Origin of the sequence: Shewanella sp. TB7-MNA-CIBAN-0143, assembly GCF_040310065.1 — a bacterium.
Taxonomy (GTDB): Bacteria; Pseudomonadota; Gammaproteobacteria; order Enterobacterales; family Shewanellaceae; genus Shewanella.
Genome location: NZ_JBEOPL010000141.1, coordinates 1 through 245, shown reverse-complemented (window position 1 = coordinate 245; position 245 = coordinate 1). Strand labels below are relative to the sequence as shown.

Sequence of the window (245 nt, the reverse complement as noted above, 5' to 3'; positions counted from 1 at the left end):
AATATCATGTGTATTTAGGGATGTGTATTTGACAGAGTTAGGTCCAAAAGCAAAAGACTTTATAAACTCTTCAATTCAAGATAAATATGAAGACTCAAAAAGAAAGCTAAAGTTCTTAACAAATGAACAGTATCAAATTGACTTTGAGGAAACTGTTTTAAAGGGTATTGATTTTAAGCCAACAAGGAACATTGAAAAAGATTTACCAAATAATAAATACCTTCAAAATGCACACTACATCAAGG

At 29.4% G+C, this 245-nt stretch carries 1 protein-coding gene; it reads left to right on the top strand.

The features are described 5' to 3' along the window. Nucleotides 1-28: 28 nt before the first annotated feature. A partial coding sequence (locus AAEY97_RS21450; RefSeq protein WP_351001410.1) for a hypothetical protein occupies nucleotides 29-245 on the top strand: 217 nt, incomplete at its 3' end.